This window comes from Kitasatospora putterlickiae (assembly GCF_039527695.1).
Lineage (GTDB): Bacteria > Actinomycetota > Actinomycetes > Streptomycetales > Streptomycetaceae > Kitasatospora > Kitasatospora putterlickiae.
In genome coordinates this window covers 38542-48247 of sequence record NZ_BAAAKJ010000216.1, presented here as the reverse complement: position 1 = coordinate 48247, position 9706 = coordinate 38542, and the positions used below count along the sequence as shown (strand labels likewise).

The 9706-nt window shown below is 74.3% G+C and carries 10 protein-coding genes and 1 pseudogene; 10 read left to right on the top strand and 1 reads right to left on the bottom strand.

The genetic code is table 11. The features are described from left to right. The first annotated feature begins 375 nt into the window (after positions 1-375). The 5 genes and pseudogenes from ABD308_RS21695 to ABD308_RS21675 all read left to right on the top strand — a co-directional run bounded on the left by ABD308_RS21695 (position 376) and on the right by ABD308_RS21675 (position 3941). Positions 376-795 (top strand): roadblock/LC7 domain-containing protein, encoded by a 420-nt coding sequence (locus ABD308_RS21695; protein ID WP_344337720.1) that lies wholly within the window; start codon positions 376-378, stop codon positions 793-795. 263 nt (positions 796-1058) lie between these two features. Continuing rightward, a complete protein-coding gene (locus ABD308_RS39745; protein WP_425554825.1) occupies positions 1059-1388 on the top strand; it encodes a DUF742 domain-containing protein in 330 nt (109 codons plus the stop codon). After that, a pseudogene (locus ABD308_RS21685) lies at positions 1369-2019 on the top strand (GTP-binding protein); the annotation flags it as partial. The gene ABD308_RS39745 and the pseudogene ABD308_RS21685, both read left to right, overlap by 20 nt. Before the next feature lie 368 nt (positions 2020-2387). Next, positions 2388-2516: a hypothetical protein gene (locus tag ABD308_RS21680; RefSeq protein ID WP_344337714.1), complete on the top strand. Its 129-nt coding sequence runs from the start codon at positions 2388-2390 to the stop codon at positions 2514-2516. 552 nt (positions 2517-3068) lie between these two features. After that, positions 3069-3941: a winged helix-turn-helix domain-containing protein gene (locus tag ABD308_RS21675; protein WP_425554824.1), complete on the top strand. Its 873-nt coding sequence runs from the start codon at positions 3069-3071 to the stop codon at positions 3939-3941. A gap of 66 nt (positions 3942-4007) precedes the next feature. On the opposite strand, the gene ABD308_RS21670 is transcribed toward ABD308_RS21675, so the two are convergent. Beyond that, positions 4008-4790, bottom strand: coding sequence for an IclR family transcriptional regulator (locus ABD308_RS21670; protein ID WP_344337710.1), 783 nt, complete (start codon positions 4788-4790; stop codon positions 4008-4010). A 399-nt stretch (positions 4791-5189) separates the two neighbouring features. Here ABD308_RS21670 and ABD308_RS21665 point away from each other — a divergent pair, with 399 nt between their 5' ends. From ABD308_RS21665 to ABD308_RS21645, 5 genes are all read left to right on the top strand, one after another. Beyond that, on the top strand, positions 5190-6266 hold the full coding sequence (locus ABD308_RS21665) for an ABC transporter substrate-binding protein (RefSeq protein WP_344337707.1): 1077 nt from the start codon (positions 5190-5192) through the stop codon (positions 6264-6266). 122 nt (positions 6267-6388) lie between these two features. After that, positions 6389-7408 (top strand): ABC transporter substrate-binding protein, encoded by a 1020-nt coding sequence (locus ABD308_RS21660; protein ID WP_344337705.1) that lies wholly within the window; start codon positions 6389-6391, stop codon positions 7406-7408. A 92-nt stretch (positions 7409-7500) separates the two neighbouring features. Further along, positions 7501-8307, top strand: coding sequence for an ABC transporter permease (locus ABD308_RS21655; RefSeq protein WP_344337744.1), 807 nt, complete (start codon positions 7501-7503; stop codon positions 8305-8307). Beyond that, positions 8304-9050, top strand: coding sequence for an ABC transporter ATP-binding protein (locus tag ABD308_RS21650; protein WP_344337703.1), 747 nt, complete (start codon positions 8304-8306; stop codon positions 9048-9050). The genes ABD308_RS21655 and ABD308_RS21650 overlap by 4 nt, the downstream gene beginning before the upstream one ends. Positions 9051-9097: 47 nt before the next feature. Next, positions 9098-9706 (top strand): PhnD/SsuA/transferrin family substrate-binding protein (locus ABD308_RS21645; protein ID WP_344337700.1); only part of this gene is annotated, 609 nt, incomplete at its 3' end.

The window sequence follows — 9706 nt, the reverse complement described above, 5'->3', positions numbered from 1 at the left end:
GTCGTCGTCGCCGGCCCCGTCGCCGAGGACCGCGCCCGGTTGGCAGCCGCCGGACCCGGGCCGTCGCGCGATCAGTCCGGCACCCGCCCCGGCGGCGCTGCCCGGCCCCGCCCGTGGCGAGCCGGCTCCGCTGGCCCGCCGCGCGCCCGTCCCGCCGCCGACCAGGCTCTTCCGCACTCCGCGCGCCACGGCGGAACCTGGCGCACCCGCCGGTCCGTTGTCCCACGGGCCGTCCGAAGGCACCGCACCACCCGCACCACCGGTACGACCCGCTCGGCCCGTTCGACCCGCACCGCAGGCGCGACAGGCACCACTGGCACGACCGGCACGACAGGCACCACCCGCACCACCCGCTCCAGCGGAAGGAACAGATTCATGACCACTTCGACGCAGTCGCCCGGAGACCTCAACTGGCTCCTGGACGACCTGGTGGGACGCGTCGCCGCGCTGCGGCACGCGGTGATCCTCTCCAGCGACGGCCTGGCCACCGGCGCCTCCCGCGGCCTCGACCGGGAGGACGCCGAGCACCTGGCCGCCGTCGCGGCGGGCTTCCACAGCCTGGCGAAGGGCGCCGGCGGGCACTTCAAGGTCGGCGGCGTGCGCCAGACCATGGTGGAGCTGGACGAGGCCTTCCTGTTCATCACCGCGGCCGGCGACGGCAGCTGCCTGGCGGTGCTGAGCGAGGCCGAGGCGGACATCGGCCAGATCGCCTACGAGATGGCCCTGCTGGTCAAGCGGGTCGGCGAGCACCTGGCCGCCGAACCGCGCGCCGACGTGGCCCCGCCCGGGAGATGAGCGGTCCGATGGCGGACGAGGAGCCGGCATCGGTGCCCCCGGACCAGGAACCGGACCCGGATTCGGACCAGGCCCAGGAGCCGGACCAGGAGCCGGAGCCGGACCAGAGCCGGGGTCGGGACCAGGACGGCCGGAGGCCCGGCGACCGGGGACCGGACGCCCCGGACGGGGACGAGCCCGGGCTCGACCTGTTCCAGGCGCGGACCCCGGTCGACGACCGCTGGTTCGACGACGACGCCGGCCCGGTGGTGCGGCTGTACTCGATGACCCGCGGCCGCACCCGGCCCGTCGAGGACGGCCTGTTCGACCTGATCTCGCTGATCGTCGCCAAGGACCCCTCGCCGGTCACGGGCGCCGTACCCGCCCATGTGCTCGACCCGGAGCACCAGACCATCCTGGCCTGGTGCCGCCGGGAGCCGATCTCAGTGGCCGAGCTCGGCTCCTACACCGATCTGCCGGTCAGCGTCGTGCGCGTCCTGCTCGGCGACCTCTACGACGCCGACCTGATCAGCGTCACCCGACCCGTTCCGCTCGCCGAGCTGCCGGACGAGCGCCTGCTGCGAGACGTGATCAATGGACTCCGTGCGCTCTGACCTGCCCGCGACCGCCGCCGTCCCGCCGTCGGCCGCCCACGACCGGGGCCACGAGCGGGCGAACGACCGGGCCAATGACCCGCGCTGGCGAGGCGGTCCGGCGGCGGCGGTGAAGATCCTGGTCGCCGGCGGCTTCGGCGCGGGCAAGACCACGCTGGTCGGCTCGGTCAGCGAGATCCGCCCGCTGCGCACCGAGGAGGAGCTCAGCGAGCTGGGCCGGCCGGTGGACGACACCGCGGGCGTCGAGGCCAAGCGCACCACCACGGTGGCGATGGACTTCGGCCGGATCGACCTGCGGCCCGGCCTCGCGCTCTACCTGTTCGGCACGCCCGGCCAGGACCGGTTCTGGTTCGTCTGGGACGAGCTGGCCCGGGGCGCGCTCGGCGCGGTGGTGCTGGCCGACACCCGGAGGCTGGCGGACTGCTTCCCCTCGGTGGACTTCTTCGAGCAGCGCGGCATCCCGTTCCTGGTGGCCGTGAACTGCTTCGAGGGCAGCGAGGTGTTCGCCCCCGAGGAGGTCCGGGACGCGCTCGACCTCGACCCGGGCATCCCGGTGATGCTCTGCGACGCCCGCCTCCGCGAGGACGGCAAGGAACTGCTGGTGGCCCTGGTCGAGCACGCGGCCGCCCGCCGCCGGAGCGNNNCCGGGCCCGAACGCTTTCGGCCCGGACGCTTTCGGCCCGGGCGCCGGAGGCCTTGCCGGACGGGGCCGGAAGCCCTGCCGGGACGGCGCGGAAGGCTTGCGGGGACGGCCCGCCGCTCCCGCCACGGAGGGTGGCGCCACGTCAGCGTCTCATTCCGGTGTTCACATGTCGGACGATCGGTGTCAGGCAGGTTGCCTTGACCGGCCCGGCGTGGAAGGCTCTGGGGACGAAGGCCGCCCGGCCCGTTGCCGGGGTGCCTCGAACGTGCCGCGCTCCGAGGGCGTCCGGCACGAGCGCCGCCGCACGACACAGGGACGTGCCGGCGCACCGGGACCAGAGGGGGGAGGGCCGTACCGTGAACGTCGAGCAGCGACGCGCGGCGGCCGTGTCCGCCTCCCTGTCCTTCCCCGTCCCGGTCACCCCGGCGTTGACCGTCCGGCGGTACATCGACCACGCGCTGATCTGCAGCGCCTGCTGTCGCTGACCTCGCCACCCTTCGCCGTCCACCTCACCGTCGTCGCCGCCCGCCGCCCGGGGATCCCCCCTGATCGGCCGGGCCCGTCCGGACCGCCCGACCGGGCCCCGGCGGAGGACGACGACCCCTCGCACCGTCGACCCGGCAACACCGGACAGCCGTCCGGTGGGCCGCCGTCGTCCCTGCCCGCTTCGCGGAGAGCACCAGTGAACCTCGCCAGCACCACCCGCCACCCGTCCGCCGCCACCAACGCCACCGCCGGCGCCGCCATCCGCGTCGCCGCCGGGACGGTCGGGGCGGCCGTGGTGACGCGGCGCGGCGCGGGGTCCACCCGATCGGATGGGCGCGGGAACCGTGCCGCGGACGGAAGAGGAGGTCGGCCCGCCGACCTTGAGCCGTTCTGGCCGTCCCGGCAACCGCACCTGTTCGACCAGACGTGTCCGGGATCGCCCAGCGCGTCCCGGTACTCGCTCCGCTGACCTCGGGTCAGTCCTCGGCAGTACGCCCGGTCGACGCGCAGACGACTCCACCCCGTCCGTCACGCGCGAAATGAGCGGCATCATGTCCACCACCTCCACGGCAACCCTTCCCCTTCCCTCCGCGACCCCGCACCTGCGCGCGGTCCGCTCGGTCACCCCCAGCCCCGAACGCCGGCACACCGGCACCCTTCCGCAGCGCCCGGCCGGTCAGCCCGGCTCCGTCCCGCCCGCCGCGGTGGGTCCGGCCGTATCCCCGGTGGCGTCCGGCCCGGCCCCGGTCGTGCCGTCGCTCCCGCCGCAGGCGCTGCTCGCGGCGCTCCCGGAGGGCGCGGCGGTGGTCGCCGCGCTGCCGCAGGGCTCGCTGCCGCAGGCCCTGCTCGCCCAGTACGGGGCGCAGTTCGGCGCCTCGGCGGGGCAGCCGATGGTCGGCTACCTGGTGCTGGTCCCGGCCGAGGGCGGCGCCGCGCCGACCGGCTTCCCGGTCGCCTCCATCGCGACCCCGTCCGTCCCGGCTCCGGCTCATGCCCCCGCCGCCGGTGCGCCGGCCGGCCCGTCCGCCGCCGTGCCGTTCGGCTCGGTCCCCTCCATCGCGGCCCCGACCGTGCCCGCACCGGCGCTCTCGGCCCCGCCGGCCACCGGGATCCCCGTCCGGCCGGTGCGGCCCGCCGGCCGTGGCATCACGGTCGACGTGGAGCGCCGCAACGCCTACGTGGACGGGCGACTGCTCGACCTCACCTACCTGGAGTTCGAGCTGCTCGCCCACCTGACCGAGCACCCGCAGCGGGTGCACACCCGCGACCACCTGGTCTCCGCCGTCTGGGGCTACGGCCACGTCGGCGACGGCCGCACGGTGGACGTGCACGTGGCCCGGCTGCGCCGCAAGCTCGGCGTGGCCTACCGGGACAGCATCGTGACGGTGCGGCGGGTCGGCTACAAGTACACCCCGGTCGCCTGATCGCTTCCCAGTCGGGCCGGGCGTTCCCCCTGAACGCCCGGCCCTTCGGTCTTTATTGACGGCACGTCATATTCGCTGATCCGGCGGCAGCAGCAGGACGGCGAGCGCGCCCGCGCAGGACCGCGCGTGGCCGAGGAACCAGTCCAGCCGCTCGTCGGTGAGGTGGGCGGGCGTCGAGCGGACGGCGAGGGCGAAGCGGGCCTGTCCGGCACCGTCCAGCACCGGCACGGCCACCGTCCGCACGCCGGCCGCCGACTCGCCGTCATTGAGCGCGTAGCCGGATTCCCGGACCTTCGCCAACTCCTCGTCCAGGAGACCGGGTTCGGTGATGGTCCGGTCGGTGAACGGCGGCAGGGGGCCCAGTGTCGAGACCCCCGCGTCGCCCGGGCGCGGCCAGGCCAGCAGCACCTTGCCGAGCGCCGTGGAGTGCAGCGGGCGGCGCAACCCCAGCCCGGTGTCGGGGCGGACCGAGGCGCCGACCAGGATCACCGCGTGCGGACCGCTGCGGATCGCCAGGTCGGCGGCGGCGCCGGTGCGGCGTGACAGCAGGTCGAGTTCCGGCGCGGCGAGGTGCAGGCCCCGCTGGTGGAAGGTGAGTTGGCCCAGCTCGGCGACGGCCGGGCCGAGTCGGTAGCGGGCCGTCTGCTCGTCCTGCTCCAGGAACCCGGCGCTGACCAGGGTACGGGCCAGCCGGTGCGCGGTGGAGACCGACAGGCCCATCCGGCGGGCCAGGTCCGAGGCGCTCAGATCGGGGCCGTTGTCGTGGAAGCAGTGCAACAGCCCGAGGGCCCGCTGGACGGCCTGGGCGCCGGCCGGCGGGCTCTGGACGGCGGTGACGGCCTCGGCCATGGCACCCCTCGTTCTGTCCTTGGCTCCGGGCGGTTCACCGGAGTCGCTCCCAGACTATGGCAGCGTGTGCTGAGGGAATGTGTCAACGGCGTTGCAAAAGGATGCCGTTCATGAACAACGCATCCCATGATGTGGCAAACCCTTGTTCGGTGGCCCCCGTTCGTGGAACGCTCGGTACCAGCGCACCGGGCGGCCCCGCCCGCCGCGCACCGAACCGCAGGAAGGAGCAGCGCCGTGACGAACCGCCGGTGCCCCGCTCCCTGCGTCTGTTGTCGCTGACGCGCCGTCGTCGTCCGCGCCGACCACCCCGTGGACTCCCCGCCCCACCACGCCTGCTGACCCGTGCCGCGCCGCGTTCCGCCGCGTCCGCCGCACCCTGCCGCAGAGGACCAGCCCACCGTGCCCGATCACGACAGCCCCACCGCCGTCGCCCCGACCGCGTCGGCTCCGCCCGCGACCGCCCCCGGGGCGCCCGACACCCTCTGGTTCACCCGCTGCCCGGTCCCCACCGCGACCGGCGTCGCGGCCGACCAGGGCTGGCTCGGCCGGGAGTTCGCCCCCGACGGCATCGCCGTCCGCTCGCTCCAGGACGTGCCGCCGGAGGTGGCCGCCGACCACCACTACACCCACGCGCTGACCGGGCTGTTCCGCGAGGGCGGCAACGTGCCGGCGCTCTGGGCCCGTTCGCGCGGCGAGCGGACCAGGCTGATCGGGCTCACCTGGATCGAGGAGCGCCAGGTCGTCCTGGTCCGGGCCGGCAGCGGCATCACCGGTCCCGGGCAGCTGCGCGGCCGGCGCCTCGCCGTCCCACGACATGGGATCGCGATCGACTTCTGGCGGGCGATGGCCCTGGCCGGCCTGCACGGGGCGCTCTCGCTCGCCGGTCTCACGCTGGACGACGCGGAACTGGTGGACGTGCCGGCCGCGCCCGGCGGTGGGCAGTGGGCCGCGGAGCTGGCGGCGCTGCGCGACGGCGTCGTGGACGCGGTCTACGTGAAGGGCGCGCTCGCGGTCGAGGCGGCCCGCCGGATCGGCGCGGAGGTCGCCGTCGAGCTGGACGAGGCGCCGGACCGCCGTGCCCGGGTGAACAACGGGACGCCCCGCCCGATCACCGTCCACCAGCGGCTGCTGGACGAGCGCCCGGACCTGGTGGCCCGTTTCCTCGCCGTCCTGCTGGAGGCCGCCGACTGGGCCGCCGCGCGCCCGGCGGAGGTCGCGCGCATTCTGAGCGCCGAGACCGGCGCGGGGGAGGAGGGTGTCGCCGGAGCGTACGCACGGGGTGGCCACCGCACCCTGCACCTCGATCTCTCCGAGGAGCGCCTCGCCCTCCTGGACCAGCAGAAGCGTTTCCTTGAGCGACACGGCTTCCTGGCCGGTCCGGTCGACGTCCACGCCTGGACCGACCCCGCGCCGCTCCGCGCCGCCCACGCCCTCCTCGCCGCCCGCCGCGCCGAAGGGCGGACGCATGGCGGCTGACGGATGACGGATAACAGATTTCAAAATCTGTCATCTGTTATCCGTCATCTGAAATCTGTCAGTTGTCATTTGTCAGCCGCCGAGCGCCGACACCCAGTCATCCCTCCTCAGGAGTCGACCCCGTGAACCCCTCCCGCCTCGCCCTCGCCGCCACCGCACTGCTCGCCACCGCCGCCCTGGCCGCCTGCGGCTCCTCCGCCGACGGAGCCAAGGCCTCCGCCGACGGCGGCAAGGCCGAGGTGGTGCTCCGGGTGCCCGACCCCGGCAACAACGGCTTCCTCGCCCTCGGCAAGAAGGACGGCTCCTTGGACCGGGCGCTGGCCGCCGTCCACGCCAAGGTCGCCTGGACCGGCAGCGCCGGCCCGTTCGCCCCCGCCGCCCAGGCGCTCTCCGCCGACCAACTCGACGTCGCCCAGGGATCGATCACCTCCGCCGTCGCCGCGCTCGCCCAGAAGCCCGGCTTCAAGCTCTTCGCCCAGACCGCCCCCGACGGCGTCGGCGAGGGCATCCTGGTGAAGAACGACTCGCCGATCAAGACCGTGCAGGACCTCGTCGGCCGCAAGGTCGCCGTCAGCCAGGGCGGCACCAGCGAGTACCTGCTGCTCAAGGCACTGGAGAAGAACAACGTCCCGGCGGACAAGGTCGAGCGGGTCTACCTGCGCGCCGACCAGACCTCCGGCGTCTTCAACTCCGGCCAGGTGGACGCCTGGGCCACCTGGAACACCTTCTCCACTCCGTCGATCGCCAACTCCGGCGCCCACTTCCTGGTCAACGGCAAGGAGGTCGGCTCCGACAACTACGCCGTCTGGGCCGTCCGCAACGGCTTCGCCGACAAGCACCCCGAGGTGGTCAAGGCCTTCTACGACTACCTGCGCGAGAACGGCCTCAAGGAGAAGGCCGACCCGGCCGCCTACCTGAACGTCTTCACCGACTCCGGGCCGACCGCCGTCACCCCCGCCGAGCAGAACGTCGCGATCGAGGTCTCCCGGCAGGGCTCCGCCGCCGGAGCCATCGGCGAGGCCGACATCACCCGGTTCGGCACCGTCGCCGCGTTCTTCGCCGACCAGAAGGTCACCAAGCAACTGGTCGACGTCAATCCCTTCCTGATCGACGTCGACAAGCTCGGGACCGGTGCCAAGTGACCACCACCACCGACCGGTTGAACGAACGGGCGACAGCGCCCGCCGCCGGACAGGACGCCGACCACGGCACCGCCGCCGCCCGCGCGGCCGGCCTGGTCGAACCCCGCACCCGCCTCCAGACCCCGCGCCCCCGCGCCCTCGCCCTGACCCTGCGCACCCTCGGCCCGCTGGCCCTGCTCGGCGGCTGGGCCCTCGCCTCCGCCACCGGCGCCCTCACCCAGGACGTGCTCGCCTCACCCGCCCAGGTCGCCGAGGCGGTCGGCGAACTGTGGGGCAACGGCCAACTCGCCGACGCCCTCACCGTCTCGCTCACCCGGGCCGGCCTCGGCCTGCTGATCGGCGCCACCACCGGCCTGGTGCTCGGCGTCGTGACGGGCTTCTTCCGCCTCGGCGAGGAGCTCCTGGACTCGGCGGTCCAGGTGCTGCGCACCGTCCCCTTCCTCGCGCTGGTCCCGCTGTTCATGGTCTGGTTCGGCATCACCGAGACCGCCAAGGTCGCCCTGATCGGCGTCGCCACCACCTTCCCGATGTACGTGTCGACCTCCGGCGGCGTCCGGAACACCGACCGCAAACTCATCGAGGCCATGCGCAGCTTCGGCCTCGGCCGCTGGGCGATCGTGCGCACCGTCGTCCTGCCCGGCGCCCTTCCGGCGCTGCTCTCCGGACTGCGGTTGTCCATGACGCTCAGCGTGATCGCGCTGATCGCCGCCGAGGAGATCAACTCCACCGAGGGCATCGGCTACTTGATGGCCCAGGCGCAGAACTACTCGCGCACCGACATCCTCGCCGTCTGCATCCTGATCTACGGACTGCTGGGACTCACCGCCGACGGTGTCGTCCGCCTCCTGGAGCGCGTCCTGATGCCCTGGCGCAAGGTCACCCAGGGAGCCGCCCGATGAGCACCACGCCCACCACCACCGCCGCGTCCACATCCACCGCCACCGAGGCCGCACCCGCCGTGCACCTGCGCGGCCTGCGCCGGGTGTTCGGCAACCGCGCCGTCCTCGACGGCGTCGACCTCTCCATCGACCGCGGCGAGTTCGTCGCCCTGCTCGGCGCCAGCGGCACCGGCAAGACCACCCTGCTGCGCATCCTCGGCGCCCTCGACCGGGCCGACGGCGGCACCGTCCTGGTGCCGCCGGTGCGCACGGTGGTCTTCCAGGAGCCCCGGCTGGTCCCCTCGAAGCGCGTGCTCGCCAACGTCACCGTCGGCCTGCCGCGCGGCGCCGCCACCCGGGAGACCGGGCTCAAGGCGCTCGCCGAGGTCGGCCTCGACCGGCACGCCGACGCCTGGCCGGCCACTCTCTCCGGCGGCGAGGCGCAGCGCGCCGCGCTCGCCCGGGCTCTCGTCCGTGAGCCCCAACTCCTCCTGCTCGACGAGCCGTTCGCGGCCCTGGACGCGCTCACCCGGCTTCGCATGCAGGACCTCGTGGGCGACCTGGTCCGCCGCCACCGGCCGGCCGTCCTGCTGGTCACCCACGACGTGGACGAGGCCGTGCGGCTCGCCGACCGGGTCGCCGTGCTCCGGGACGGCGGCCTGGTGCGCGACGAACGCGTCACCGTCGAGCGCCCGCGCGACCCGGCCGACCCGGCCTTCGCCGACCTGCGCCGCCGCCTGCTCGCCGACCTCGGCGTCCACTGAACCCCCGAATCCTCCGACCCCCTTCCGCACCACAGGAGCTGATCCCCTTGGCCATCACCCTCGGCGTCCACGCCAGCAACCCCTCGCTCTACTACCTCTCCCGACTCGACTACCTGGACGAGGAGTTGGCCGAACTGGGGGAGACCGGGGCGTTCCACCACTACCGGGACGGCACCCGCACCGGCGAACTGCTCGTGGACGGCACCATCGACTTCGGTGGCACCGGCTCCACCCCGCCGATCACCGCCCAGGCCGCCGGCCATGACCTCGTCTACGCGGCGGTCTCCGCGCCCCGCCCCGACCACGGCGCGCTGCTGGTGCGTGCGGACGGCCCGGTGCGGACGGTCGCCGACCTCAAGGGCGGCACCGTCGTCCTCGCCATCGGCTCCTGGCAGACCCACCTGCTTGCCAAGGCCCTGCACGCCGAGGGCCTCTCGTACGCCACCGACGTGACCGCCGTCCGCCCGGCCGCCGACGAGGACCAGGCCCGGCGGCTGCGCGAGGGCGAGATCGCCGGCTGGATCGCCCAGGGCGCCGAGCTGGCCGCCGCCCGGCACGGCGGCGAGTTCCGCGAACTGGTGCGCACCGGTGACGTGATCACCGACCGCTCGGTCTTCTTCACCCGCCGAGGCTTCGCGGCCGACCGCCCCGAGGTG

Bases quoted from the DNA above. Each gene is read 5' to 3' on its own strand.
- ABD308_RS21695 (WP_344337720.1), top strand. From the start codon at position 376: ATGACCACTTCGACGCAGTCGCCCGGAGACCTCAACTGGCTCCTGGAC.
- ABD308_RS39745 (WP_425554825.1), top strand. From the start codon at position 1,059: ATGACCCGCGGCCGCACCCGGCCCGTCGAGGACGGCCTGTTCGACCTG.
- ABD308_RS21675 (WP_425554824.1), top strand. From the start codon at position 3,069: ATGTCCACCACCTCCACGGCAACCCTTCCCCTTCCCTCCGCGACCCCG.
- ABD308_RS21670 (WP_344337710.1), bottom strand. From the start codon at position 4,790: ATGGCCGAGGCCGTCACCGCCGTCCAGAGCCCGCCGGCCGGCGCCCAG.
- ABD308_RS21650 (WP_344337703.1), top strand. From the start codon at position 8,304: ATGAGCACCACGCCCACCACCACCGCCGCGTCCACATCCACCGCCACC.